Source organism: Burkholderia sp. Tr-20390 (genome assembly GCF_017104595.1).
GTDB lineage: Bacteria > Pseudomonadota > Gammaproteobacteria > Burkholderiales > Burkholderiaceae > Burkholderia.
In genome coordinates this window covers 1-25,281 of record NZ_JAAGPC010000123.1, presented here as the reverse complement: position 1 = coordinate 25,281, position 25,281 = coordinate 1, and the positions used below count along the sequence as shown (strand labels likewise).

The window sequence follows — 25,281 nt, the reverse complement described above, 5'->3', positions numbered from 1 at the left end:
CCGGCGATCCGCTGACTGCGCTGCTGCTGCGCGTCGACACGGAGCCCGTACGCGATGTGCAGGCCGGGCTTCCGCATTGATTGAATCCCTGAACTTCTCTTCCGACCGAGCTTCACGATGAATCCGACCCGACGCCATTTCCTCGCACAAGCGAGCGCCCTCGCCACGATCGCCGCGGCCCCGGCCGCCCTGCGCGCACAATCGGGCACGCGGCCGCTGCTGCGCGCCGGCGACCAGAAAGGCGGGCTGCGCGCGCTGCTCGAAGCGGCCGGCGAACTGAACGGCCTGGTGTACGACATCGCGTGGACCGAGTTCCCGGCCGCCGCGCCGCTCGCCGAAGCGCTGAACGCGGCCGCCGTCGACTGCGGGCCGATCGGCGACGCGCCGGTGATCTTCGCGCTCGCGTCGGGCGCACGCATCAAGGTGATCGGCGCGAACCGTTCCGACCCGTACGGCACGGCGGTGCTCGTGCAGCCCGATGCGACGCTGAAAGGCGCGGCCGACCTGAAGGGCAAGCGCATCGGCACCACGCGCGGCTCGATCGGCCATTTCGTCACGCTGAAGGCGCTCGATGTAGCGGGCCTGCCGCCCGACGCCGTGTCGTTCCGCTTCCTGCCGCCGGCCGACACAATGCTTGCGCTCGCAACCGGTTCGATCGACGCGTGGGCGACCTGGGAGCCCTATACCGCGCTCGCCGAAACGAGCGGCCGCGCGCGCGTGCTCGTCAATGGCCGCGGACTGTGGTCGGGCCTCAGCTACCTCGCGGCGACCGACGCGGCGATCGCGGCGAAGCGCGACGTGCTGCACGATTTCCTGCGGCGCGTCGTCCGCGCGCAGACCTGGTCGTACCGCCATGTCGATGCGTATTCCGCCGCACTCGCGCGCATCATCGGCATTCCGCCGGCGGCCGCGAAGCTGCAGTTCGAGCGCCGCCACACGCGCTGGCTGCCGATCGACGCGACGGTCGTCGCGGAGCAACAGCGCACGGCCGACTTCTACCTGAAAGCCGGACTGCTGCGCCAGCCGCTCGACGTGCGCACAACGTTCGAGTCCGGCTTCCCGCTCGCATGACCGGCCGCGCGACGGCGCGCAGCCGCCCAAACGGCTTCGGCATGATCTGGCACAATCGCAGTCTCGCCATCCGCCCTCAGCCAGCGTCATGCCAGCCATCGCCGAACTCTTCGTCTACCCGATCAAATCCTGCGCCGGCATCGCGTTGTCGCGCGCGCAACTGCTCGAAACGGGCCTCGCGTACGACCGCCACTGGCTGATCACCGACCCGGCCGGGCAGATGATCACGCAGCGCACGCACCCGCGCCTCGCGCTGATCCGCACCGCGCTCGACAGCGAGGCGCTCGTGCTGAACGCGCCGGGCATGCGCGAGATCCGCACGCCGCTCGACGGCGACGTATCGCCCGCCACGCCGAAAATGGCCGCGACCGTGTGGCGCGACACCGTCGACGCGATCGACACGGGTGCCGAAACGGCCGCATGGCTCACCGAATTCCTCGGCACGCCCACGAAGCTCGCGCGCTTCGGGCCCGACGCGCGTCGCGGCTGCAACCGCACATGGACCGGCGAGATCGATACGCACACGCAGTTCGCGGACGGTTACCCGCTGCTCGTGATCGGCCAGTCGTCGCTCGACGACCTGAACGCGCGGCTCGCCGCGAAAGGTGCGCCGGCGATCCCGATGAACCGCTTCCGCCCGAATATCGTCGTGTCGGATCTCGACGCGTTCGAAGAGGATTTCGTCGAACACCTCGACACGGAAGGCGCGACGCCCGTGCGGCTGCGCCTCGTGAAGCCGTGCACGCGTTGCCCGATGCCGACGATCGACCAGGCCACCGGCGCGCCCGATCCGGCGTGGCCGCACGAGCCGACCGACACGATGCAGACCTATCGCGCGAACCCGAATTTCAACGGCGAGCTGACGTTCGGCATCAATGCGATCGTCGTCGAGGGCGCGGGCGCGTGGCTCGAGGTTGGCCAGTCGCTGGAAGCGGAAATCGGGTTCGGCGATTGAGCCGGGCGGGCGAACCGCTCGCCCCCTTTCAATGCCGGGAAGCCGCGGCTCACAGCCACCGCTTCCCGCATCGCTGATCGCCATCACGCAGCGCGAGGCGTCGCGTCGTTCGCCGCCGGCAGCCAGATCGTCACGACCAGCCCGCCACCGGCCGCATCGGCCAGCGTCACGCTGCCCTGATGCACGCGTGCGATCTCGCGCACGATCGACAGCCCGAGCCCCGTCCCTTCGACCGTCTGCGTCTTGCTGCCGCGATGGAAGCGCTCGAACACCGCGTCGCGTTCGTCCGCCGGAATGCCCGGCCCGTTGTCGATGACGTCGAGCCGCGCGTGCTCGCCGTCGCGCGATACGCGCACCGTGATCACCGCACGATCGCCCGCATAACGGATCGCGTTGTCGATCAGGTTGCCGATCATCTCGCCGAGCAGGTCGGACTGCCCGTGCACGTCGAGGTCGGCCTCGTGCTCGAAACCGAGATCGATGTCGCGTGCGCGGGCGACCGGCGACCAGTCGAGCGTCACGCTGCGCGCGAGCCGGTGCAGCGCGACCGGCTTGTGCGCGACCGCATGGCCGCTGTCCGAATCGAGCCGTGACAGCGACAGCAGTTGCTGCACGATCTTCGCGGCCTGCCGCACCGCCCCGTTCGCACGCCGCAGGTGCCCGTTCGCGCGCGGCTGCTCGTCGGGCCGCAACGCGAGTTCGACGCCCGCCTGCACGGCCGCGAGCGGCGTCTTCAGTTGATGGGCCGCGTCCGCGAAGAAGCGGCGCCGCGCGACCTGCATCCGCTGCGTGCGGCCGATGTACTGGTTGATCGACTCGACGAGCGGCGCGAGTTCGCTCGGCACCGCGCCGGTATCGAGCGGCGTCGTATCGTCCTCGCTGCGCGCGGCGACCGTCGCCGACAGCCGGTTCAGCGGCCGCAGCCCGCGCCCGACGCCGAGCCACACGATGCCGAGCGCCAGCACGACGAGCAATCCTTCCTGCAGCAGCGACCCCACCAGGATCTCGCGCGCGAGCGCCTGGCGCGCCTCGATCGTCTCGCCGACCATCACCCACACGATGCGCGACTGCGCGGTCGGCACGTCGTGCACCGGGATGCGCAGCGCGGCCATCCGCAGCTGCTCGCCGCGATAGACGACGTCGTAGTAGCGCGTGACGAACAGCGCGCCGTCGCCTGCGTCGCGCCCTTGCGGCAGCGGCAGGTCCGGGTAGCCGGTGATCGTGTGGCCGTTGTCCTCGCGGATCAGGTAGTAGACCTTGCCGCCGTCGCTGGACTCGAGCATTTCGAGCGCGAGATACGGCAGGTCGACCTCGATCTCGCCGTCGTTGAGCCGCACGCCTTCGCGGATCGACTTCAGCGACGACGACAGCGTGCGGTCGAACGCGACGTGCGCGGCGCTCATCGCGCGCTGGTACGTGAGCCACGAGTCGAGCGCGAGCAGGCCGAGCAGCGGCAGCAGCAACCACAGCGCGACCTGCGCGCGCAGGTTCGGGCGGGTCACTCGCCCCCCCGCCAGGCCGCCCAAAGGGACACGGCGGCGCATGCACGGCGCGCCGCTCCGCGCCCGCGCGGTCGGCCGTGAATGGCGTGCGTGTCGTTGGCGGGCCGTGAACGTGTCGATCCGGCATGGCGCGTCAACGCGCCCACCCGTTCCGCGCAAAGATCGTGAGCGCGGCGGCGGTTCATTCAGCTGTCTCCGCCTTCGCTTCCAGCAGATAACCGAGCCCGCGCAGCGTGACGATCGCGACTCCTGCGTTCTCGAGCTTCTTGCGCAGCCGGTACACGTAGATCTCGATCGCATCGGCGTTCACCGACTCGTCGAGCCCGAAGATCTTCTCCGACAGCGTTTCCTTGTTGATCGCGCGGCCGTTGCGCAGGATCAGCACCTCGAGCACCGAACGCTCGCGCGGCGTGAGCGGCAGCGGCTCGCCCGCGAGATGGAAGCTGCGGTCGATACTGTCATACGAAAGCGGCCCGCATTCGACCCGCGAATGCTCGTGGCCGAGGCTGCGGCGGATCAGCGCGCGGGCGCGCGCCTCCAGTTCGGTCAGTTCGAACGGCTTCGCGAGGTAGTCGTCGGCGCCGAGATCGAGCCCCTTCACGCGATCCTCGACCGAGCCATGCGCGGTCAGGATCAGCACCGGCACCGGATTGCGGCGCGCGCGCAGCCGCCGCAGCACTTCCAGCCCGTCGAGCTTCGGCAGCCCGAGATCGAGAATCACCAGCGCGTAATCCTGCGTGCGCAGCACGTGGTCGGCCGCCTCGCCGTCCGCCATGTGGTCGACCGCGAAGCGCGCCGCGCTTAGCGCATCGTTCAGCGACTGGGCGAGGTTCGGATTGTCTTCGACGAGCAGCACACGCATGGGGATTCCGGTAAGGTCAGCGACAGGCCGCTACATTACATGATCCTTTCCATCGCGACGCCTCGCGGAAACACGGGTTGCGCCGTCGGCTCGGGCGCACGTCGGCCGGACCGGCCGACCGTCGCTCAGCGCTCGGCGGCGGGCCGGTTGCGCGTCGCGAAGCGCGAACTTTCGCCTGCCCGCCGCCGCTCGCGCAGGCCGACCGCGACCGCCAGGAACGCGACGCTCGCACCGGCCGTGACGACGATCATCGGGCGCGCGGTGCCGTCCGACAGCCATGCCAGCACGCCGCCGCACGCGGCCGTGATCGCCATCTGGATAAAGAAGAACAGCCCGGACGCCGTCCCCGCGATCGTCGTGTACGGCTGCATCACCGCGAACTGGCAGGCCGGAATCGCGATGCCGACGGCGATCATCACGAAGAACATCGGGACGACCAGCGCCGCGACCGCCGTCGGCGCGATCGCACCGCCGATCCACAACACTGCGGCGCTGGCCAGGTTGACGCCCGCCGCCGCCGCGATGACCACATCGGCCTTCCAGCGCGTGCCGATCCGCGCGAACAGGTTCGAACCGATCAGGTAGCCGAGCACGGTCAGGCCGAAGATCGCCGCATACACGGGGCCCGATACGCCGCGTTGCCGCTGGAACAGCGTCGACGATTCCGCGATGAACGGGTAGTACGTGCAGTACGCGAAACTGATGGCGAGCGAGTAGCGCAGGAAACTGCGCTCGCGCAGCAGGCCCGCGTACGTCCGCAGAAGCCCCGCGCCCGGCGCCGGCCGCGCGTTGCGTTCACGCGTCTCCGGGAGGTAGCGCAGCACCATCGCCGTTGCGACCAGCCCGCCCGCTGCCAGCAGCCCGAACACGCCGCGCCAGCCGAGCCATTCGGCCACCGCACTGCCGGCCAGCGGCGCAATCACCGGCGACAGCGCCATGCCGGCCGAGATGCGGCCCAGCATCGTGGCCTGCATCGCGGTCGGGAAGCGCTCGCGCACGATCACCCGCCCGATCACCGTTCCGCTGCAGCCGCCCAACGCCTGGAAGATGCGGGCGGCGACGATCGCCGTGACGCTGGTCGACCACGCGCAGGCAACGCTGGCGACCACGTAGAGGCACAGGCCGCCGAGCAGGACAGGACGGCGGCCATAACGGTCGGACAACGGCCCCGACGCCAGCATCGACAGCGCGTAGCCGACCATGTACAGGGTGAGCGTGAGCTGCAACTGGGCATCGGTGCCGTGCAGCGCGTCCGCCATCGCCGGCAGCGACGGCAGGTACGCATCGATCGTGACCCGCGGCAGGCACACGACGAGCATCAACAGGAGCAGCCAGCCCCACCGGGGTAATGAACGCGTTTTCATGCGGTGAGCTCGTCTCCGGTCGGATTGATGGGGTCGACAGCAATCTAAGGTCAAAGTGATATAAGCTGAAGGGCCATTAAATCCGTGACTGAATAGACCACTATGCCGCGAGGCAAAGCCGCGATTCCGCTTGATCTGCCGTGCCCGGCCGGGCTGTCCGCGGGCAGTCCGCAGTCGAAGCAGGAGTGCATCGCCGACGCGTTGCGCGTCGCGATCCTGAAGCGCCTGCTGCCCGGCGACAGCCCGCTGCCGTCGAGCCGCACCCTCGCCGCGCGCTGGGGCGTCGCCCGGGGGACCGTCGAAGCGGCGTACGACCGGCTGTGCTCCGAGGGCTACATCGCCCGCACGCAAGGGTCGGGGTCGCGGGTATGCGCGGTGGTGCCGGACAGCTATCTGCGCGCGGCGGCGCAATCGCGCGACAGCCACCTTCCCCCATCCGGCGCACACCCCGCGCCGGCACGCACGACCGAAGCCCCCGCGCCGGAACAAGGCGTGCGCCCGGGCGTGCCGTTCGTCGCGCGGCTTGCCGATCCCGGCCTGCTGCCGATGCAGCAATGGAAGAAGGCGCTCGGGGCCAGCCTGCTTGCCGCGACCGCGCACGACCTCGGGGCCACGCCGGCGCAAGGCGTCGAAAGCCTGCGCGACGAAATCGCCGCGTACCTGCGGGAATACCGCGGCATCCCGTGCGACGCCGGCGACATCTTCATCACGACCGGCATCCGCCATTCGATCGATCTCGTCGCGCGCACGCTGCTCGCGCCCGGCGCGACGGTGCTGATGGAGGACCCCGGCTATGCGTCGGCGTGGCAGATCTTCACGATCGCGGGCGCGACCGTGATCGACGTGCCGGTCGATCGGGAAGGCATCGACACCGAATCGCTGGACCGCTATCCCGATGCGCGCGCGGCGTACGTGACGCCCGCCCATCAGGCGCCGCTCGGCGTGACGATGTCGGTGTCGCGCCGGCTCGAACTGCTCGACTGGGCGCAGCGCACCCGCGCATGGATCATCGAGGACGACTACGATGGCGAATTCAGCTACCAGACCGCCCCGCTGCCCGCGCTGAAATCGCTCGACGCGTGCGATCGCGTGATCTACTGCGGCTCGTTCAACAAGACGCTGTTCTCGGGGCTGCGCATCGGCTTCATGGTCGTGCCCGCGGAACTGCGGCCGGCACTGTCGGCCGTATGGCATGCGACCGCGCGCTCGGTCGGCGTGGCGCCGCAGCTGGCGCTGGCCCGCTTCATCGGCCACGGCGATTTTGCGAAGCATCTGCGCGCCGCGCGTCACGCGTACCGCCAGCGGCGCGACATCGTGCTCGACCAGCTGGCGAAACACGCGGGCGGGCGGTACACGGTGTCCGGCGAGCACGCGGGCTTTCATTTCGTGCTGTGGCTGCCGCCCGGGATGGACGACGCCACGTATGTCGCGCGAGCCCAGGCGGACGGTATCGAATTGCAGCCGATCCGCGGATTCTGTCGAAGCGCCCGGTGCGAAGCGGGCGTCGTCGTCGGGTATTCCGCGCTGACGGCCGCGCACGCGCGGCATGGCGGCCGGCTGCTCGGCAAGCTGCTCGCGCAACCCGCCTAACCGCGCCCGTCATCGGTGCCGCGCCCCGCGGCAACCCGCCGCCCCCGCTTGCCCGACCGTGCCGCGCGCCGCAAAACGCGCGGCCGCCGCCGCTTCGACCTCGGGAAATCCATGACATGAACGACACGATTGTGAACAGAAATGAAAGCGGGCTGAAAGTGCGCCGCAATTAACATCCGCTCCACTCGAACAACACTGGACGTAACTGGAGGAAGACATGCCGTTTGCACCGAAGCACCTCGCCGCCGCGCTGGCGGTCGTTCTGGGCACTGCCGCCGGCAGCGCCGCCGCGCAGGTTCCGGCCGGGTATCCGGGGAGCTACCAGGGCGTCATCGACGCCGCGAAGAAGGAAGGCAAGCTGATCGTCTACTCGACGACCGACACGGGCCTCGTGCGCCCGCTGATCAAGGACTTCGAAAGCCTGTACGGCGTGAAGGTCGAGTACAACGACATGAACAGCACCGAGCTGTACAACCGCTACATCAGCGAGAACGCGGCGAGCAGCACCAGCGCCGACGTGCTGTGGAGCTCGGCGATGGACCTGCAGGTCAAGCTCGTCAACGACGGCCTGATGGCGTCGTACGATTCCCCCGAAAGCGCGAACCTGCCGCAATGGGCGCAGTACCAGAAGCAGGCGTACGGCACGACGTTCGAGCCGCTCGCGATCGTCTACAACAAGCGCCTGATCCCGGAAAACGAAGTGCCGAAGACGCGCGCCGAGCTGATCAAGCTGCTCGCGTCGCAACCGGACAAGTTCAAGGGCAAGCTCACGACGTACGACGTCGAGAAATCCGGCGTCGGCTTCAACGCGCTGACGCAGGACGCGCACCTGAACGAGAAGGTCACGTGGGAACTCGTGAAGGCGATCGGCGCGACCGGCCCGAAGCTGCAGTCGAGCACCGGCGCGATGATGGAGCGCATCTCGTCGGGCGAGAACCTGATCGGCTACAACATCTTCGGATCGTACGCGTACGCGAAGGCAAAGAAGGACAAGTCGATCGGCTACGTGTTTCCGAAGGACTACACACAGATCGTGAGCCGCCTCACCACCATCTCGAAGAAGGCGAAGAATCCGAACGCCGCGAAGCTGTGGGTCGACTACCTGCTGTCGAAACGCGGCCAGACGCTGATCGCGAACCAGGCCAACCTGTACGCGATCCGCACGGACGTGACCGGCGAAACGTCGGCCGCGGGCCTCACGAAGGAACTCGGCGATTCGCTGAAGCCGATCCAGATCGGCACCGGCCTGCTCGTCTATCTGGACCAGTCGAAGCGGCTCGCGTTCCTGAAGCAATGGCAGCAGGCGATCAAGGGCTGATCCACTGACCGGCTTCGGCCGGCCAATGGCCGCCCGCCACGTCGCGCGGGCGGCCCCTTCCCCATACCGACTTCCTAGAGGCGGCCATCCGGATGGCCGCAGGGGCGAACTCATGCTTTCAACCAGCACACGCGGATCGGTGCCTGCCGTTCCGCCCGCCACCGGCCCGCGCGATGCGATTCCCGCGCTGCCGGTCAGCAGCCTGCAGCCGCTCGCCGGCATGCTGCGCTGGATCGTCGTCGCGGTACTGACCATCGCGGTCGCGCTGCCGCTCGGCTTCATCCTGTTCCAGAGCCTGCTGTCCGCGCCGTTCTTCGATGCGAACAAGACGCTCGGCATCGACGGCTTCCGTTTCGTCTTCAGCGATCCCGATTTCTGGTCGGCCGTGAAGAACTCGTTCATCATCGCCGGCGGGATGCTGTTCATCTCGATCCCGCTCGGCGGCATCCTCGCGTTCCTGATGGTGCGCACCGACTTGCCCGGCCGCCGCTGGCTCGAACCGCTGCTGCTCACGCCGGTGTTCGTGTCGCCGATGGTGCTCGCATTCGGCTACGTGGTCGCGGCCGGCCCGGTCGGCTTCTACTCGGTGTGGTTCAAGGCACTGTTCGGGGTGCAAAGCGTGCCCTGGAACGTGTACTCCGTTTTCGCGATCACCATGATCGTCGGCCTCACGCACGTGCCGCACGTGTACCTGTACTCGTCGGCCGCGCTGCGCAACCTCGGCTCGGACGTCGAGGAAGCCGCGCGCGTGACCGGTGCCCGCCCGTTCCGCGTCGCGCTCGACGTGAGCCTGCCGATGACGATGCCCGCGCTGCTGTTCGCCGGCGTGCTGGTGTTCTTCCTCGGCTTCGAGGTGTTCGGGCTGCCGCTCGTGCTCGGCGATCCGGAAGGCCACCTCGTGCTCGCGACCTACCTGTACAAGCTGACCAACAAGCTCGGCGTGCCGTCGTATCACCTGATGGCCGCGGTCGCGGTGTGCATCGTCGCGATCACGTTCCCGCTCGTGCTGCTGCAGCGCCGCCTGCTGAAGACCGCGAACCGCTTCGTCACCGTGAAGGGCAAGGCCGGCCGCGCGACGGTGCTGCCGCTCGGCGTATGGCGCTGGGTCGCGCTCGCGATCGTCGCGCTGTGGCTGATGCTGACCGTGATCGTGCCGATCTCGGGTATCGTGCTGCGCGCGTTCGTGACCAACTGGGGCGAAGGCGTCGCGCTCGCCGAGGTGCTCACGCTGTCGAACTTCATCGAACTGTTCGAGCAGGACAACCTGGTGCGCGCGATCGTCAATACGCTCGGCATCGGCGTGATCGGCGGCGCGCTCGCGATCGGCTTCTACTCGCTCGTCGCGTTCGCCGGGCACCGCCGCCCCGACTGGGCCACCAAGCTGCTCGATTACCTGGTGCTGCTGCCGCGCGCGGTGCCCGGCCTGCTCGCCGGTCTCGCGTTCCTGTGGATCTTCCTGTTCGTCCCCGGCCTGCGCGAGCTGAAGAACTCGATGTGGAGCATCTGGATCGCGTACACGGTCGTGTGGCTCGCGTACGGGATGCGGCTCATCCAGAGCGCGCTGCTGCAGGTCGGCCCCGAGCTCGAGGAAGCCGGCCGCAGCGTCGGCGCGACGCGCAGCCGCGTGTCGCTCGACGTGACGCTGCCGCTCGTGCGTTTCGGCCTGCTCGCCGCGTGGCTCCTGATCTTCATGATCTTCGAGCGCGAATACTCGACGGCCGTCTACCTGCTGTCGCCCGGCACCGAAGTGATCGGCGCGCTGCTCGTGTCGCTGTGGGCGACCGGCGCCGTCGACCAGGTCGCCGCGCTTTCTGTCATCAACATTGCGATGGTCGGCGCCGGTCTCGGCGTGGCCCTGCGTTTCGGAGTGAAACTTCATGGATAAGCTCATCGTCGACGACCTGCACCTCAGCTACGGCACCAATCCGATCCTCAAGGGCGTGTCGTTCGAACTGAAGGCCGGCGAAGTCGTGTGCCTGCTCGGCGCGTCGGGCAGCGGCAAGACCACGCTGCTGCGCGCGGTGGCCGGCCTCGAACAGCCGTCCGACGGCCGCATCCAGCTCGACGACCGCGTGTTCTTCGACGGCGCGCAACGCGTCGACCTGCCCGTCGAGCAGCGCTCGCTCGGGCTCGTGTTCCAGTCGTACGCGCTGTGGCCGCACCGTACCGTCGCCGACAACGTCGGTTACGGGCTCAAGCTGCGCCGCGTCGCACCGGCCGAACAGAAGCGCCGCGTGCAGTCCGCGCTCGACCAGCTCGGCCTCGGCCATCTCGCGGAACGCTTCCCGCATCAGCTGTCGGGCGGCCAGCAGCAGCGCGTCGCGATTGCGCGCGCGCTCGTCTACAACCCGCCGGTGATCCTGCTCGACGAACCGCTGTCGAACCTCGACGCCAAGCTGCGCGAGGAAGCGCGCGCATGGCTGCGCGAGCTGATCGTATCGCTCGGGCTGTCGGCCCTGTGCGTGACGCACGACCAGACCGAAGCGATGGCGATGTCCGACCGCATCCTGCTGCTGCGCAACGGCCGCATCGAGCAGGAAGGCACGCCGGCCGAGCTGTACGGCGCGCCGCGCTCGCTGTATACGGCCGAGTTCATGGGCAGCAACAACCGGATCGACGCGCGCGTCGCGGCCATTGACGGCGAACGCGTGACGCTCGCCGGCGACGGCTGGGAACTGCAGGCGCTCGCCCGCGACACGTTCGCGCCGGGCCAGGACGCGCAGGCCGTGATCCGCCTCGAACGCGTGCAGGTCGCCGACGGCCCGGGTGCGAACCGGCTGCAGGCCGACCTCGTCACGTCGATGTATCTCGGCGACCGCTGGGAATACCTGTTCCATTGCGGCGAGATGCGCCTGCGCGCATTCGGTCACGTGCCGCGCGCAGCGGGCAAGCACTGGATCGAATTCCCGGCCAACGACTGCTGGGCGTTCGCGAAAGCGGGCTGACCCCGTCGCGGCGGCCCGCGCGCCGCCGCGCATGCATTTGCGCACACATCCCTTCGCGCCCCGCATCGGCGCGACGCGTACCCGTTTTCTGTTTCAACCCGCCCAAAAAACCAAGGAGACACCGTCAAAATGAAGTCACGCGTAGAACGTTCCATTCGAACAGTAGTCCTCACCGGTTCGGCCGCGGCAGCCTGTATCGCCGTGCCGGCCGCGCACGCGCAGTCGTCGGTCACGATCTACGGGATCATGGACGCCGGCATCGAGTTCGCGAACCACGCGGCGCCGGAAGGCGGCAATTCCGTCAAGCTCAAGTCGGGCAACAAGAACACGTCGCGCTGGGGCTTGCGCGGCGTCGAGGATCTCGGCGGCGGGCTGAAGGCGGTGTTCCGGCTGGAAAGCGGGATCGACCTCGCAAACGGCGCGTCCGACGACGGCCCCGACTCGATCTTCGCGCGCCGCGCGACGGTCGGCCTGAAAAGCAAATGGGGCGAACTGACGCTCGGCCGCAACTTCACCGTCACGTACGACTACATGATGCCGTTCGACCCGATGGGTTACTCGCAGAACTATTCATGGGCATCATCGTCGATGGCGACCGGCGGTCGCAAGGACGGCATGTTCACGCGCTCGTCGAATGCGGTGCGCTACGACGGTGAACTCAGCGGCTTCAAGTTCGGCGCGTTGTACGGCTTCGGCAACGTGCCGGGCAGCATGAAGACCAGCTCGAAATACGACTTCGCGGCCGGCTACGAAACAGGCCCGTTCGCCGCGGTGGTCGCGTTCGACCGGCAGAACGGCGCGGCCGACAGCGTCACGCCGGCCGATGCGGTCAACTATATCCAGGGGGTTCATGCCGGCCTGAGCTACGACTTCGGCAACCTGAAGACGATGGCCGGCTATCGCAACTACAAACGCACGTATCGCACGAGCGCCGCGAACCAGTTGAGCGACATGTACTGGGTCGGCGGCTCGTATCAGTTCACGCCGACGTTCTCGCTGATCGGCGCCGTGTATCACCAGAACATCAAGGGCGGCACGGATGCCGATCCGACGCTCGTGTCGATGCGCGCGCAATACGCTCTGTCGAAGCGCACGGTGCTGTACGCAGCCGGTGCGTTCGCGATCGGGCAGCATGGGCAGAAGGTCGGTGTATCGCGCGATGTCAACGGGTACGGCACCACGCAGGTCGGGGTGACGGCCGGGATTCAGCAGCGGTTCTGAGGCTGATGCGGCGGGTGGCGGCGCGCGCGGTGCGTCGCTGCGCCGCGTCGCCCGTTCGCTCGCGACGGGCCACCGTTCCCTTGGTTGTTGCACGAAGCGTGCTCGCCGGACCCATCGGTAGCGTGAGGAGATCACGCGCGTAAACGGTGCCCGCCGTGCGTTCGGCCACGCGGTGCACCGCGCTTCTTCATCTGCCCTCGCCCATCGTGAACACCGATCGCACGAGGCTGCTCGTATCGCCCCAATGCACGCCGACGTCCGCCAGCGGCACTGCCCGCGTCTCGATTGCCAGGCCCGCCGGCCCGGCCGCGTCGAATACGCCGCGCACCGAGGCCAGCAGGCGCGGCAACGACACACTGCCGAGGCCGCTGCCCATCAGCTCGATCGCGGTCGCGCGCAGCACCGCGCCCGGCAACAGCACATCCGCACCGCCGATCGAGCCGATCTGCACGAAGCGCAGCCGGCGGCCTTCGGGCGTTGCCTTCGCCGCAGCAACCAGCAGCGTCTGCGCGCTGGCACCCCACAAATAGTCGAGCACAACGTCTACGCCTGCGCGAAAGTGTGGCTCGAGCGCACGGGCCAAATGCGCGTCGTCCTGCTGCAGCGACACGACGGCATCCGCACCCGCACCGAGCAATGCCTGCAACGCGGCCGCGTTGCGGCCGGTCGCGATCACCTTCGCGGCGCCGAGATGCTTCGCGATCCGCACCGCCAGCCGCCCCGACGTACCCGTCGCGCCGTTGACGAGCACCGTCTCGCCCGCGACGAGCCGGGCGCGCTCGGTCAGCGCGGCCCACGACGACATCCCGGGAATCGCGATCGCCGCGGCCGTGATGTCGTCGAGCGCGTCGGGCAACGGCACGCACCGCGCATCGGGCACGATCGTGCGCTCGGCCATCGCGCCGAACGGCGCGGGCGCGCCGAAGAAATAGACGCGCTGCCCGTCGTCGAGACGTCCCACGCCGTCGACGCCGACGACGAACGGATAACGCCCTTCCGATGAATAATGCGTACCGGACGCCCGCCCCTGCGCGATCCGGCTCAGCGCGGACGCCGTCACGTCGATCAGGCGATGGCCCGGCATCGCGCGCGGCGCTTCGAATTCCATATGGACGGGACGCTCGCCGGCGCCCGTCACGACTGCTGCTTTCATGGTGACTCCTCGAATCGGGATACTCGATCGACAGTTCCGGCGCGTGTCAATGCGCTTCGAGCCACGCGCGCAGCGCGGGATCGCGTACGTCCAGCACGTCGAACAGGCCAAGTGCGCGCAACGCGGGCAATGCGTCGATCGTGTCGGCTTCCGCGCGCGCCCGGTCGACGGGCGCGGCGTTCGGATCGGTCAGCACTCGCGCGTTGACCAGGAACGCGCCGACGGTACCCTTGCGGATCGTCGTTCCGCCGGCCTCGATCCGGTCGGCATGGTCGGGAAGCATCTGTTCGGCTCGCATCGTGTCGTACTCCGGTTGTCATCGATGGACCCAGTGTAGGCGTGCGAATCCGGCCGATCTCCGGTATAACGGCCATTCGATACCGATATCCGGCCATGTCCGATCCACTCCTGCCCGCCCGATTCGTCACGTCCGACGACGGCCCGTTCGTCGTCGCGGCCGTCCTGTCGCAACGCGACCCGCGCGTGACGCCGCCCCACTCGCATGCGCGCGGCCAGCTCGTCGGCGCGCTGAGCGGGCTGCTGACGATCGGTCTCGACGATCAGGACTGGGTCGTGCCGGCGATCCATGCAATCTGGATTCCGCCGCATTGCCGGCATTCGCTGCGCTCGTTCGGGCCGATTTCCGGCTGGTCGGCGTTCGTTGCCGAAGCACGCTGCGCGGCGCTGCCGGATACGCCGCGCGCGATCCGCACGACGCCGCTGCTGCGCGAGGCCGTGCAGCGGGCGGCGAGTTGGGAGGGTTCGGCGCTGGATGCGGCTCGGACGCGGATCGCCGACGTGATCCTCGATGAAATCGCGTCGTCGGAAGTCGAGGCGCTGGGGCTCGCGCGGCCGCAGGACCCGCGGCTCATCAGGATTACCGATGCGCTTGCCGCGGATCTCGCGGACAACCGGCGGCTGGAGGAATGGGCCGAATGGGCGGGCATCAGTGCGCGGACGATGAGCCGCCGCTTCGTCGCGGAGACGGGGCTGACGTTCGCGCAGCGGCGTCAGCAGGCCAGGCTGCTGCGGGCGCTGGAGCGCATTGCCGACGGCGTGCCGGTGACGACGATCGCGCTCGATCTCGGGTACGACAACGTGAGCGCGTTCATCGACATGTTCCGGCGCGCGTTGGGGACGACGCCGGGGAGGTATATGGAGGTTGGGCCGCCGACTCCAGGCGCTGCATAGCGAGTAATTCGCGTATTGCATCGACCCAACTCATCGCACAACAGCTATCCAATGGATTTCCCGATAGGCTTTGAGCACCTTGCAAGTCTGAACCATGCCCGGGCGGTACAGATTATCGAGATAACTGCATTGGGCATCCCCCGATTCATCAAACATGATGTCCGCTCGAGCTGCCCCGCGAGCAAATCAGAACGATTGCGCAGCAAACGTACTTGTCGACAATGTGTACGCTTTAGCGTCTAATCACACACGAAAATCACGAAGCGCTTTCACGGGCCCGGGACCGCTTCTTTGCCAGATTACCGACAGCTACGGCAACATCGCCGTGAATCGATCGAAATGTGTAGGCGGGAGTTTAATCTCTCCACCACTATCAACAGCAGTATCGAATATCAAGGATTCCTTAGTCCACACCAAGCGGACGGCATCCGGATACTCGTAAGTCCGCTCGGCAAGCAATCGCATGTCGGATGTCCGATAGAGTCGCAAAAGAATCCGATCTCTTCCCAGGTACGCGTATTGCGCCGTGTAACGGCCCCCATCGTTCCTCGATCGCTCGGTATCAAACTGTGTTGCATGAGCACGTATGCGCGCATCCTGATAGTAAAAGCCGGCCCAGCACAGAAAAGTGACAAATGCCAGAGCAAAACCTAGCGTCTTCATTCGTGCTTTCATTCGCGTGAAACGCCCCTCTTTATGCGACATCCCATACAAAACAACCGTCATAATACATGCAATTACTACAAATACCACAATTTCCGCGAGCACAAGAATTCCCGCCCCTTGCATAGCAGTCGCCAAGCCATTCATTCAAAATACACCGTTATTGGTTTAGCCAGCATGATTGGCTTATAGTCGGAAAAAATTATGAAATCTCCCCCTCGGCGGTACTTAGCTTGCCACTCTCTGAACGAGCGATTTCGAACCGGATAGTACGTTTTCCCGGGTTCATAGAGGTTCGCGGCCGTGCCGCCTGCCACGATGGGAAAATCAAACCAGGGCTGATCCGCAAGATTCGCCGCCGCGTAAATCGGCACGATTATCACGCCGCCTTTTCCCCAATGGCCTAGATACTGTGACCGCGAATCCTCAGGCCCTTCAAAGGAATAACCATCTCTCACGTATACGACGATATGCGTAACCGTCGCGCTATTATTTTCAGCATCGAAAGTAGCGCGAGCCACTGCCGCATAAAAATTGAACGCCCCCAATGCACCAGTAAGATCGTCGGGAACGCCACCTTCCGGAAACCGCCGAACAGCCTGCAATGCTTTCTGTTCAAATGAACTCTCTACCGCCGCTCGCTGGAACTGGAATTTCTTGTGTAGTTTTCGGATATCGTTTCCGCTTATTTCCCACGGTGATACGCCCCCGATACTACTATATCGAACAAGAATATCCTTAAGTATTTCATATGCGCGCGGACTATATATGGCGGCATTTATGAGATAATCATATTGCTTTTTTGCACGCGCATGCCTAAGAACCCAATCTAGTTTGATGGTGGTTCGATCGACCATCGACTCAGGGTAGAGCTCGCCATTCTGGTTGATCTCATTCTGCTGATCCTTTGGTGTGATCGAATAGTTAAGCTCTCCGGAAAACCATCGCTCCATCAGCTTCGCCGAAACCGGCATATGCTCCTTGCGCATAGCGTCTGGGATTTGCTGAATATCGAAAGGCGGCACTTCCCTTTCCTTCTCCGCCGGTTTCGGTCGCTTGGGCGGATCAGGCGCATCCAACCATTGCTTGAAGCGTGAAAATGCACCCGCAATTCTTTCGATGTCGTCCACCATCTTATCGAACGAATCCCGCTTGTCCGCCCGTGCGATGGGCGTAGATGGCTTTACTGGTGACGCCTTCACTGGGGGAGCCATTGCCATTGATAAACCGACATCGCACACCGGGATGCCTGCATCGTCCCCCTCACATAGCGTCCACGTCCAAACTAGCTTGTTGATCTTGAAGTATGGAATCCTATTGTTATAGCGCGTCATGCTTTCACTCGGATTGTAGAGTCGTCGACCTTACAATGCCGCACGAAACCCAACAATGCCGCGCACCACCACTAATCAACAGTGCCCCATCGAGCGAGTCACAACAAACTTGTAGAAGCACTTGTCGCGCTTGCCTGTGACGGACCAGATAGTCGAACGAAATCCTTCCCGACCATTGTAGACAACTGCAAACGGCGAACTCGTCATTCGTAGACCATCCGCAACACCTGAGCCCACCTTGAGTCGGCACTCGCCTGACCGCGCTCTGCCTTGTAATGCATCAAATCGGAAAAGCGTATGCGCCGATGCTTGACTATGGCAACGCATCCGGTTCAAGCAGCGTGACCGGGTGGGGATGAGAAGCATTGAGAAATTTTGCCGCTTCCTGGGTCGTCAATTCCGCATGAATGGGTACACCTTGACCGCGTTACGGTCGGCCAACTCCGCGAGGATGTTCACCCAAAGACCCAAAGCAGGCGTCAGAAGCTCAACCGGATGCGCGCGAGTCTGTCGTCGAAGATTTGAAGGGGCTGCAAATCGGTTCGCGTTGCGAGATAAGCCGCCGGCATGCGCGGCCTTTCGTCAGTCGCCTGCATCCCGCGCTCGACAGGCAAGATCCTGCTTGGCTCAATACGTCCCATCCCCCTTCTTCACGGCCGCTTCCCCCGTCCCCTTGAACTGCGCAGCCAACCGCTCCGCACTCCTCGCCAGCAGCGTCGTATCGACACCGACCGCGACGAACAACGCCCCCGCCTCCAGATAGCGCCGCGCAGCCGCCTCGTCGGCGCTCAGAATCCCCGGCGCCTTGCCGGCCGCCTTGATCGTCCGGATCGCGCCGTCAATTGCCGCCTGCACATCCGGATGCGCCGGATTGCCGAGATGCCCGAGATCGGCCGCGAGATCCGCCGGCCCGATGAACACGCCGTCCACACCTTCGACCCGCGCAATCGCATCGATCGCGTCGAGCCCCGCCCGCGTCTCGACCTGCACGAGCACGGCCATCTCGTCGTTCGCGCGATGCAGGTAGTCACCGACGCGATTCCACCGTGACGCACGCGCCAGCGCGCTGCCGACGCCACGAATCCCGTGCGGCGGATAACGCGTCGCCGCCACCGCCGCGCGCGCCTCGTCGGCGCTCTGCACCATCGGCACGAGCAACGTTTGCGCGCCGAGGTCGAGTACCTGCTTGACGATCACCGGATCGTTCCACGGCACGCGCACGACCGGATGCGATGGATACGGCGCGATCGCCTGCAGTTGCGCGAGGATCGTCGGCACCGTGTTCGGCGCATGCTCGCCGTCGATCAGCAGCCAGTCGAAACCGGCGCCCGCGACCACCTCGGCGCTGTACGGATTCGCGAGCCCGAGCCACAGCCCGATCTGCGCGTCGCCGCGTGCCAGCGCGGCCTTGAAGACATTCGAAGGAATCTGCATCGCTTGCTCACCTCACTCGAAGTAGCACTGGATCGTCCCGAGCGGGCCGTAGTCGACGCTGAACGTATCGCCCGGCCGCGCCGCGCACGGCCGCGTGAACGAGCCGCCGAGCACGATCTGCCCCGGCTCCAGCGCGACATCGAAGCGCGCCAGCCGGTTCGCGAGCCACGCGACGCCGTTCGCCGGATGGTTCAGCACGCCGGCCGCGACGCCCGTTTCCTCGACCACGCCATTACGCGACATGATTGCCGCGACCCAGCGCAGGTCGACGTCCTGCGGTTTCACCGGCCGCCCGCCGATCACGACGCCCGCGTTCGCCGCGTTGTCGGCGATCGTGTCGAACACCTTGCGCGGCCGCTTCGTGTCGGGGTCGATCGACTGGCTGCGCGCGTCGATGATCTCGAGCGCCGGCACCACATAGTCGACTGCGTCGTACACGTCGAAGATCGTGCAGTCCGGGCCGGTGAGCCGCTTGCCGAGCACGAACGCGAGCTCGACCTCGACGCGCGGCACGATGAAGCGGCCGGTGGGAATCGTGCCGCCGTCGGCGAAGAACATGTCGTCGAGCAGCGCGCCGTAGTCGGGCTCGTCGATCTGCGACGTGTTCTGCATCGCCTTCGACGTCAGGCCGATCTTGTGGCCCTTCAGCGTGCGGCCTTCCGCGAGCTTGAGGGCGACCCACGTGCGCTGGATCGCGTACGCGTCGTCGATCGTGATGTCGGGATGGTCGAGCGAGATCTGGCGGATCTGCTTGCGCTCACGCTCGGCGTCGTGCAGACGCTGCGCGAGCTGGTCGATGATGGCGGGTTCGAGCATGGTCGGATCGGGAATGGGGTTCAGCCTGCCCGCTTGTAGCGGGCATGGATGTTGTTGTGCTTGTACGAGCCGCTTTCGCTGAACTCTGTCAGTTCCATCGACAGCGCCAGGTAGCGTTTCGCGTACAACTCCGCGAAATGCGCGTTGATCGCGTCGAACAGTGCGTCGCACGCGGCCTTTTTCTGCTCGTCGGTACGGCCCGAGCCGATCTTGAGCGTCACGTGGACGAACGCGTCGTCCTCCGTGCCGTCGGCCACGCAATAGTCCTGCAGCTCGATCGCGCGCGAGCGGATGCCGCCCGTCGGGAACACGGCGCCCTGTGCGATCAGCGTGGCGTTGATCGTGCGCAGCAGCGCGGGAATGCGCGCGTCGTCGCGGATGTTCGCGGTGTATTCGACGACGATATGGGGCATGGCGGGTCTCCTGTCGAAGGCGTGGCGCAGCGCTCAGGCGAGCGGAAAGATCGCATTGATCTGCCCGGTGCCCGAACTCGCGAAATAGTCGGTGACGATCTCGACGGGCTTGTCGTAGCGATCCCAGCCGAGCAAGCCGAGCAGCATCGCGGTGTCGTGCATCCCGCCTTCGCCGTGGCAATGCGTGTTGTACTCGGGCAGCATCGCGCAGAAGGTCTTGAAGTCCCCCTGCTTCCACAGCTCGACCACGCGCAGGTCGACCTGCCGGAAGAATTCGCGGCTGATCTCGTGGATCGATTCCTCGGGACTGCCGTTGTCGTTGAAGCGGTGCGACAGCGACCCGCTCGCGAGGAACGCGACGTTCGAGTCGCTCTTCTCGATCGCTTCGAGCAGCGCCTCGCCGAAGCGCCGGCTTTCGTCGAGCTGATGCCACATGCACCAGCCGGCGATCGACACGACCTTGAAGTGCTGGTCGGCGTTCATGTAGCGCATCGGCACCAGCGTGCCGTATTCGAGTTCGAGGCTGTCGATCTCGTGCGCGCGCGTCGCGATCCCGCGCTCGGTGGCCGTCTCGGCGATCAGCCGGCCGAGCGCCGGGTTGCCTGGATACGCGTACTGCATGTCGCGGATGAAATGCGGCAGCTCGTTGCTCGTGTACGTGCCCGCGAACTGCGCATTGCAGTTCACGTGATAGCCGGCGTTGACGAGCCAGTGCACGTCCGACACGACGATCGTGTCGACGCCGAGCGCGCGACAGCGCTCGCCGATCAGTTGATGGCCGCGGATCGCCGCTTCGCGGCAGCCGTGATGCCTGCCGGGCATTTCCGACAGGTACATCGACGGCACGTGCGTGATTTTCGCGGCGAGGGACAGTTTGCCCATCGTTCAAGTCTCCTGTCGGTTGGAGTTAGCGCTTTAGCGCTTACTCCAACCCCATGCTTCGCGGTCGGCCGGAGTTAGCGCTTTAGCGCTTACTCCGGCCCCATGCTCGGCCGGCGTGCCGGCCAAGGAATCATTTGTGCTGCCATACCACCCGCGCCCGTCACACGCCCCAGCGCGGAATGTGGTGCGAACCCATCGAGATGCACACGTTCTTGATCTCCGCGAACACCTCGAAACTGTATTCGCCGCCCTCTCGTCCGGTGCCCGACTCCTTCACGCCGCCGAACGGCTGGCGCAGGTCGCGCACGTTCTGGCTGTTCACGAACACCATCCCGGCCTCGATGCCGCGTGCGAGGCGATGCACCTTGCCGACATCCTGCGTCCAGATGTACGAGGCAAGCCCGTACGACGTGTCGTTCGCGAGCCGCAGCCCTTCCGCCTCGTCCTCGAACGGAATCAGGCATGCGACCGGCCCGAATATCTCCTCCTGCGCGACGCGCATCCGGTTGTCGACGTCGGCCAGCACGGTCGGCCGCACGAAGTTGCCGTTGCGCAGATGGTCGGGCAGGCCCGCCGGCTTGTCCGCGCCGCCCGCGACCACGCGCGCGCCTTCCTGCTCGCCGATGCGGATATAGCCCGTCACCTTCTCCCAGTGCTGGCGCGTGATCATCGCGCCGAGGTTCGTGGCGGGATCAGACGGATCGCCGACCACCAGGTTGTTCGCGCGACGCGCGAATTCCTGCACGAAGCGGTCGTAGATCGTGCGCTGCACGAAGATCCGCGAGCCGGCCGTGCAGCGTTCGCCGTTGATCGAGAAAATCGTGAACAGCGACGCGTCGAGCGCGCGGTCGAAATCGGCATCGTCGAAGATCAGCACCGGCGACTTGCCGCCAAGTTCCATCGAATACTTCTTGAGACCGGCACGCTCCATGATCCGCTTGCCGGTGACCGTGCCGCCGGTGAACGACACCGCGCGCACGTCCGGATGGCGCACGAGTGCATCGCCGGCCGTCGCGCCATAGCCCTGCACGACGTTCAGCACGCCCGGCGGGATACCGGCTTCGAGCGCAAGGCGGCCGAGCTGGTCGGCCGTCAGCGGCGACAGTTCCGACATCTTCAGCACGGCCGTGTTGCCGAGCGCGAGGCACGGCGCCGTCTTCCACGTCGCGGTCATGAACGGCACGTTCCACGGCGACACCAGCGCACACACGCCGACCGGCTGGTACAGCGTGTAGTTCAGCATCTGGTCGTCGACGGGATAGGTGCGGCCGTTCATCTGCACGCACACTTCCGCGAAGAAGTTGAAGTTCTCCGACGCGCGCGGAATCAGCTGCTTGCTCGTCTGCGCGATCGGCAGGCCGGTGTCCTGCGTCTCCAGCGCCGCGAGCATCGGCACGTTCTTCTCGATCAGCTCGCCAAGCTTGCGCATCAGCTTCGCGCGCTCCTTGGCGGGCGTGTTCGCCCATTTCGGGAACGCTTCCTTGGCGGCGCGCACGGCCGCGTCGACTTCGGCCTCGCCGCCCGATGCGACGTCGGTGATGACCTCGCCCGTCGCGGGATTCAGCGTCGTGAACGTCTCGCGGCTCGCGACTTCGCGGCCGTCGATCCAGTGCTTGATGGTCATGCTCTCTCCTTGGGCGACGGGCTCAGCCGGCGCGATAGTAGTCTGCTTCGCCGACGATCGTGTTCACGAGCCGGCCAATCCCTTCGATCTCGGTCACGACCTCGTCGCCCGGCTTCGTGTCCGCCAGCCCCTCGGGCGTGCCGGTCAGGATCAGGTCGCCCGGCGAGAGCGTCATGAAGCCGCTGATGTGCTCGATCAGCGCCGGCACGTCGAAGATCATGTCGCGCGTGCTGCCGCGCTGCGTCTCCTGGCCGTTCACCGTCGTGCGCAGCGTCAGGTCGCCCGCATCGCCGATCTCGTCACGGCTGACGAACCACGGCCCGAGCGGCGTGCAGGTGTCGCGGTTCTTCACGCGCAGGTTCGGGCGGTAGTAGTTCTCGAGATAGTCGCGGATTGCGTAATCGTTCGCGACCGTATAGCCGGCCACGTAATCGAGCGCCTGCGCGCGGCTCACGTTGCGCGCGGGCCGGCCGATCACGACGGCCAGCTCGCACTCGTAATGCATGTGGGTGGCATCCGCCGGGCGCACGGTGCGCGACCGGTGGCCGATGAACGTGTTCGGCCCCTTCAGGAAGATGAGCGGCTCGCTCGGCGCCTTGAACGCGAGTTCCTTCGCGTGGTCGGCGTAGTTGAGGCCGAGCGCGAACGTCGTGCGCGGCGCGACGGGCGGCAGCCATTCGACCGCCTCTTCCGCGACGGTTCGCCCCGTATCGAGGCGGATCGCACCGTCGCCTGCTGGTTCGGCCGCATGCAGTGCGCCGTTGTAGATCACGCGTGCGGTTTTCATCGTGCTTCCTCCGCAATCAGCGTGTGCCGCAACGTGCCGATGCCGGCGGCCGAAATCTCGATCGTGCTGCCCGCGCGGGCGCGCGGTGCGCCGCCGGCAACGCCGAGCAGCAGGACATCGCCCGCGTCGAAGGACATGAAGGCCGTCACGTCGGCGATCAGCTCGCGCACGGGCCGAATCAGCGTGGCCGTCGAGGCAGACACGGCTACGTCGCCATCGATCCGCACGGTCAGGCCGATCGCGTCGACATCGCCCAGCGCAGACGCCGGCACGATGGCCGGGCCCAGCGGGCAGAAACCATCGCGGCATTTGAAGCGCACGGCCGGACGGTAGTAATCGGGATGCGGCACCGACACATCGCTTGCGAGCGTGAAGCCGTGCACATAGTCAAGCGCCCGTTCGGCCGGCACGCGCGTCGCGCGGCGAGCAAACACGACGGCCACCGACGCACCGACCTCCAGCGCGTCGACACCGGCCGGCACGACGACGGCCGCGCCGTCGCTCGCATGCGTGTTGGCGGGCTTGATGTACAGGATCGGCGCCTGCGGCGGGCGGCCGTAAGGCGGTGCATTCACGGCATCGCCGAGCGCGTCGAGCGCCGCTCGCTCGTTGAGCAGCGCACCGTAGACGGTACCGATGGCGACCGGCAACGGCGGCGCCGCGGCGGTCGTGCAAGACAGCTCCATGCGTCATTCCCCTGCCGCGCGTCGCGGCGCATCGTCAATAGTTAATATCTTAAGTAAACAATCGAACGCTGGCAACCTCGATTACCCTGATAGGCGAAATTCACTACCCGCGGCTGTTAAGATTGATGCGTCCCCGTCCTCTGCTCTCCCCGATGAACCGTACGCTCGACCACCGCAACCTGGCCATGCTGCTGCTCGAGGCCCGCGAAACGCTGATGGGTCTGTTTCGCCCCATTCTCAAGGAATTCGCGCTGACCGAACAGCAATGGCGGATCATCCGCGTGCTCGACGGCGAACCGGCGCAGGCGCTCGAAGCGGGACAGATCGCGCGGCGCTGCTGCATCCTGAGCCCGAGCCTGACCGGCGTGCTGGAACGGATGGAGCGCGACGGCCTGATCACGCGCACGCGCGCGCAGGAAGATCAGCGCCGGTTGCTGGTCAGCCTGACACCGCAAAGCAGGAAACTGGTCACGGAAATCGGTCCGCGGATCGACGAGCAGTACCGGCAGCTCGAATCGCGGTTCGGCCAGGACGGCCTCGAAGACATCTACCGCGCGCTCGACCGGCTCATCGAGCTCGGCGGCAACACGTGAAAACGGCGCCCGTTCCCGCCAACCGCGGGAACGGGCGCCGGTGCGGCGCGGGTGATCAGTGCACCGTGCCGCGGATCAGCTCGGTCACGGCCACGCCGCGCGACGTGCGCATGCATTCCTCGACGTAATCGATGAACGGCAGCGGCTCGAAATCGATTTCGTCGCGCACGCGGCGGTTGTCGAACACGCGATCGACCGTCGCGAATTCCCCGCAGCGCTGCAGTGCCCGGCCGATCACGCGTTCGAGTGCCGGATCGGTCCGCCCCAGCACATCGCGCACCACGAGCGGCAACTCGGCCGGCGCACATGCCGCGTAGCGCGGCGCGCCCGTCATCCCCGCCGCCTCGTCCATCGCACGCACGATCTGCGCGACCTGCGGCGCCTCGTCGCCGGCCGACACGTGATACAGGTCGTGCGCGAGCGTCGGCTTGACGGCCAGCAGCATCGTCGCACGCGCCACGTCGTCCACCGACACGATGTCGATGCGCGTCATCGGCCGCGCGGTGAAGCGGCGCGCGGCATGCGCGAGCCGGAACATCCAGAACGAATTCGGCGCGGGCCGCGTACCGAGCACCGTGTGGCCGACCACATGCGACGGCCGCACCACGACGAGCGGCAGCCCGAGCGCCCGCAGCCGCTGCTCGGTCTCGGCCTTCGCATGCAGGTAGTCCGCCGCGAGCACCGCGCCCGGCAGGCCTTCTTCGTCGCGCGCGACGTCGTTCGCCGCAGCGGCCGCGGCCTCTTCCTGCACGATCCCGCCGCGGCCCGCATGCGCATAGGCCGTGCCGACGTACACGAAGCGCTGCAGGCGCGGCGCCCGGGCGAAGCGCTCGGCGAAGCGCACCGCATCGGCGATGTCGGCGCGCAGGTGCGCGCC

Annotated in this window: 24 protein-coding genes and 2 pseudogenes; 10 read left to right on the top strand and 16 right to left on the bottom strand. The window is 66.6% G+C overall.

The window, feature by feature from the left end; translation table 11 throughout:
* The 3 genes and pseudogenes from G3N98_RS39935 to G3N98_RS27165 form a co-directional block, all read left to right on the top strand.
* A pseudogene (locus tag G3N98_RS39935) lies at positions 1 to 80 on the top strand (cytochrome C); the annotation flags it as partial.
* Between the two features lie 37 nt (positions 81 to 117).
* Entirely contained in the window at positions 118 to 1,071 is a 954-nt protein-coding gene (locus G3N98_RS27170) for an ABC transporter substrate-binding protein (RefSeq protein WP_206149731.1), read from the top strand.
* A gap of 88 nt (positions 1,072 to 1,159) precedes the next feature.
* Positions 1,160 to 2,026, top strand: a complete 867-nt coding sequence (locus G3N98_RS27165; protein ID WP_206149729.1) for an MOSC N-terminal beta barrel domain-containing protein — start codon at positions 1,160 to 1,162, stop codon at positions 2,024 to 2,026.
* An 83-nt stretch (positions 2,027 to 2,109) separates the two neighbouring features.
* Here G3N98_RS27165 and G3N98_RS27160 read toward each other — a convergent pair whose 3' ends face one another.
* From G3N98_RS27160 to G3N98_RS27150, 3 genes are all read right to left on the bottom strand, one after another.
* Entirely contained in the window at positions 2,110 to 3,528 is a 1,419-nt protein-coding gene (locus tag G3N98_RS27160) for a sensor histidine kinase (RefSeq protein WP_206149727.1), read from the bottom strand.
* Between the two features lie 181 nt (positions 3,529 to 3,709).
* Complete coding sequence (locus tag G3N98_RS27155) at positions 3,710 to 4,390, bottom strand: response regulator (RefSeq protein WP_089432599.1); 681 nt, start codon at positions 4,388 to 4,390, stop codon at positions 3,710 to 3,712.
* A gap of 125 nt (positions 4,391 to 4,515) precedes the next feature.
* Complete coding sequence (locus G3N98_RS27150) at positions 4,516 to 5,754, bottom strand: multidrug effflux MFS transporter (RefSeq protein WP_206149725.1); 1,239 nt, start codon at positions 5,752 to 5,754, stop codon at positions 4,516 to 4,518.
* A gap of 102 nt (positions 5,755 to 5,856) precedes the next feature.
* Between G3N98_RS27150 and G3N98_RS27145 the strand changes: the two genes are divergently transcribed.
* From G3N98_RS27145 to G3N98_RS27125, 5 genes are all read left to right on the top strand, one after another.
* The gene (locus G3N98_RS27145; RefSeq protein WP_206149724.1) at positions 5,857 to 7,344 is read left to right on the top strand and encodes a PLP-dependent aminotransferase family protein; all 1,488 of its coding nucleotides are present in this window, start codon (positions 5,857 to 5,859) and stop codon (positions 7,342 to 7,344) included.
* A gap of 217 nt (positions 7,345 to 7,561) precedes the next feature.
* Positions 7,562 to 8,662, top strand: a complete 1,101-nt coding sequence (locus G3N98_RS27140; RefSeq protein WP_089427630.1) for an ABC transporter substrate-binding protein — start codon at positions 7,562 to 7,564, stop codon at positions 8,660 to 8,662.
* A 112-nt stretch (positions 8,663 to 8,774) separates the two neighbouring features.
* Entirely contained in the window at positions 8,775 to 10,547 is a 1,773-nt protein-coding gene (locus G3N98_RS27135) for an iron ABC transporter permease (RefSeq protein ID WP_175239325.1), read from the top strand.
* The gene (locus G3N98_RS27130; RefSeq protein ID WP_089458085.1) at positions 10,540 to 11,607 is read left to right on the top strand and encodes an ABC transporter ATP-binding protein; all 1,068 of its coding nucleotides are present in this window, start codon (positions 10,540 to 10,542) and stop codon (positions 11,605 to 11,607) included. The genes G3N98_RS27135 and G3N98_RS27130 overlap by 8 nt, the downstream gene beginning before the upstream one ends.
* 129 nt (positions 11,608 to 11,736) lie before the next feature.
* Positions 11,737 to 12,828, top strand: a complete 1,092-nt coding sequence (locus tag G3N98_RS27125) for a porin (RefSeq protein ID WP_206149722.1) — start codon at positions 11,737 to 11,739, stop codon at positions 12,826 to 12,828.
* 187 nt (positions 12,829 to 13,015) lie between these two features.
* Here G3N98_RS27125 and G3N98_RS27120 read toward each other — a convergent pair whose 3' ends face one another.
* Together G3N98_RS27120 and G3N98_RS27115 are read right to left on the bottom strand one after the other, a co-directional pair.
* Positions 13,016 to 13,981 carry a zinc-binding alcohol dehydrogenase family protein gene (locus tag G3N98_RS27120; protein WP_206149720.1) on the bottom strand — a complete coding sequence of 322 codons (966 nt, stop codon included), beginning with the start codon at positions 13,979 to 13,981 and terminating at the stop codon, positions 13,016 to 13,018.
* 46 nt (positions 13,982 to 14,027) lie between these two features.
* A complete protein-coding gene (locus tag G3N98_RS27115) occupies positions 14,028 to 14,279 on the bottom strand; it encodes a hypothetical protein (protein WP_206149718.1) in 252 nt (83 codons plus the stop codon).
* Between the two features lie 95 nt (positions 14,280 to 14,374).
* On the opposite strand from G3N98_RS27115, the gene G3N98_RS27110 reads away from it, so the two are divergent.
* Positions 14,375 to 15,172 carry a helix-turn-helix transcriptional regulator gene (locus G3N98_RS27110; protein ID WP_206149716.1) on the top strand — a complete coding sequence of 266 codons (798 nt, stop codon included), beginning with the start codon at positions 14,375 to 14,377 and terminating at the stop codon, positions 15,170 to 15,172.
* Positions 15,173 to 15,481: 309 nt separating this feature from the next.
* Here G3N98_RS27110 and G3N98_RS27105 read toward each other — a convergent pair whose 3' ends face one another.
* The 10 genes and pseudogenes from G3N98_RS27105 to G3N98_RS27065 form a co-directional block, all read right to left on the bottom strand.
* Positions 15,482 to 15,982, bottom strand: a complete 501-nt coding sequence (locus tag G3N98_RS27105) for a hypothetical protein (protein WP_241026098.1) — start codon at positions 15,980 to 15,982, stop codon at positions 15,482 to 15,484.
* Positions 15,979 to 17,169, bottom strand: a complete 1,191-nt coding sequence (locus G3N98_RS27100) for a DUF6402 family protein (protein ID WP_206149714.1) — start codon at positions 17,167 to 17,169, stop codon at positions 15,979 to 15,981. The genes G3N98_RS27105 and G3N98_RS27100 overlap by 4 nt, the downstream gene beginning before the upstream one ends.
* Before the next feature lie 203 nt (positions 17,170 to 17,372).
* Positions 17,373 to 17,765 (bottom strand): annotated as a pseudogene (locus G3N98_RS39930) (DNA-binding protein).
* Positions 17,766 to 17,796: 31 nt separating this feature from the next.
* Positions 17,797 to 18,603: a 4-hydroxy-2-oxoheptanedioate aldolase gene (gene hpaI, locus G3N98_RS27095; protein WP_206149713.1), complete on the bottom strand. Its 807-nt coding sequence runs from the start codon at positions 18,601 to 18,603 to the stop codon at positions 17,797 to 17,799.
* 12 nt (positions 18,604 to 18,615) lie between these two features.
* Entirely contained in the window at positions 18,616 to 19,419 is an 804-nt protein-coding gene (gene hpaH / locus G3N98_RS27090; protein ID WP_089427639.1) for a 2-oxo-hept-4-ene-1,7-dioate hydratase, read from the bottom strand.
* 20 nt (positions 19,420 to 19,439) lie between these two features.
* Positions 19,440 to 19,832: a 5-carboxymethyl-2-hydroxymuconate Delta-isomerase gene (locus G3N98_RS27085; RefSeq protein ID WP_206149711.1), complete on the bottom strand. Its 393-nt coding sequence runs from the start codon at positions 19,830 to 19,832 to the stop codon at positions 19,440 to 19,442.
* A gap of 33 nt (positions 19,833 to 19,865) precedes the next feature.
* Positions 19,866 to 20,714: a 3,4-dihydroxyphenylacetate 2,3-dioxygenase gene (gene hpaD / locus G3N98_RS27080; RefSeq protein ID WP_206149710.1), complete on the bottom strand. Its 849-nt coding sequence runs from the start codon at positions 20,712 to 20,714 to the stop codon at positions 19,866 to 19,868.
* A gap of 160 nt (positions 20,715 to 20,874) precedes the next feature.
* Positions 20,875 to 22,338 carry a 5-carboxymethyl-2-hydroxymuconate semialdehyde dehydrogenase gene (hpaE, locus tag G3N98_RS27075; RefSeq protein WP_206149709.1) on the bottom strand — a complete coding sequence of 488 codons (1,464 nt, stop codon included), beginning with the start codon at positions 22,336 to 22,338 and terminating at the stop codon, positions 20,875 to 20,877.
* 22 nt (positions 22,339 to 22,360) lie between these two features.
* Positions 22,361 to 23,125 carry a fumarylacetoacetate hydrolase family protein gene (locus G3N98_RS27070; protein ID WP_206149708.1) on the bottom strand — a complete coding sequence of 255 codons (765 nt, stop codon included), beginning with the start codon at positions 23,123 to 23,125 and terminating at the stop codon, positions 22,361 to 22,363.
* Positions 23,122 to 23,811, bottom strand: a complete 690-nt coding sequence (locus tag G3N98_RS27065) for a fumarylacetoacetate hydrolase family protein (RefSeq protein ID WP_206149707.1) — start codon at positions 23,809 to 23,811, stop codon at positions 23,122 to 23,124. The genes G3N98_RS27070 and G3N98_RS27065 overlap by 4 nt, the downstream gene beginning before the upstream one ends.
* Positions 23,812 to 23,963: 152 nt before the next feature.
* Here G3N98_RS27065 and hpaR point away from each other — a divergent pair, with 152 nt between their 5' ends.
* Positions 23,964 to 24,404, top strand: coding sequence for a homoprotocatechuate degradation operon regulator HpaR (gene hpaR, locus G3N98_RS27060; protein WP_039356885.1), 441 nt, complete (start codon positions 23,964 to 23,966; stop codon positions 24,402 to 24,404).
* A gap of 55 nt (positions 24,405 to 24,459) precedes the next feature.
* Here the strand turns inward: hpaR and G3N98_RS27055 are convergent.
* On the bottom strand, positions 24,460 to 25,281 hold an 822-nt coding region (locus G3N98_RS27055; protein WP_206149706.1), incomplete at its 5' end, for an SDR family oxidoreductase.